The sequence below is a fragment of the Pseudomonas sp. Ant30-3 genome, from assembly GCF_000690905.1.
Classification (GTDB): Bacteria; Pseudomonadota; Gammaproteobacteria; order Pseudomonadales; family Pseudomonadaceae; genus Aquipseudomonas.
In genome coordinates this window covers 1-449 of record NZ_JMCL01000224.1, presented here as the reverse complement: position 1 = coordinate 449, position 449 = coordinate 1, and the positions used below count along the sequence as shown (strand labels likewise).

At 47.7% G+C, this 449-nt stretch carries 1 rRNA gene; it reads left to right on the top strand.

Annotation, left to right across the window (positions count from 1 at the left end):
- Window positions 1–66: 66 nt before the first annotated feature.
- A 23S ribosomal RNA gene (locus tag DU29_RS0128985) occupies window positions 67–449 on the top strand; the annotation flags it as partial.

Genomic DNA, 449 nt, shown 5'->3' with positions numbered 1-449 from the left:
TTGAGTATTATCGAATTTTCGGCGAATGTCGTCTTCACAGTATAACCAGATTGCTTGGGGTTATATGGTCAAGTGAAGAAGCGCATACGGTGGATGCCTTGGCAGTCAGAGGCGATGAAAGACGTGGTAGCCTGCGAAAAGCTTCGGGGAGTCGGCAAACAGACTTTGATCCGGAGATGTCTGAATGGGGGAACCCACCTAACATAAGTTAGGTATCTTAAGCTCAATACATAGGCTTAAGAAGCGAACCAGGGGAACTGAAACATCTAAGTACCCTGAGGAAAAGAAATCAACCGAGATTCCCTTAGTAGTGGCGAGCGAACGGGGACTAGCCCTTAAGTGGCTTTGAGATTAGCGGAACGTTCTGGAAAGTACGGCCATAGTGGGTGATAGCCCTGTACGCGAAAATCTCTTAGTCATGAAATCGAGTAGGACGGAGCACGAGAAAC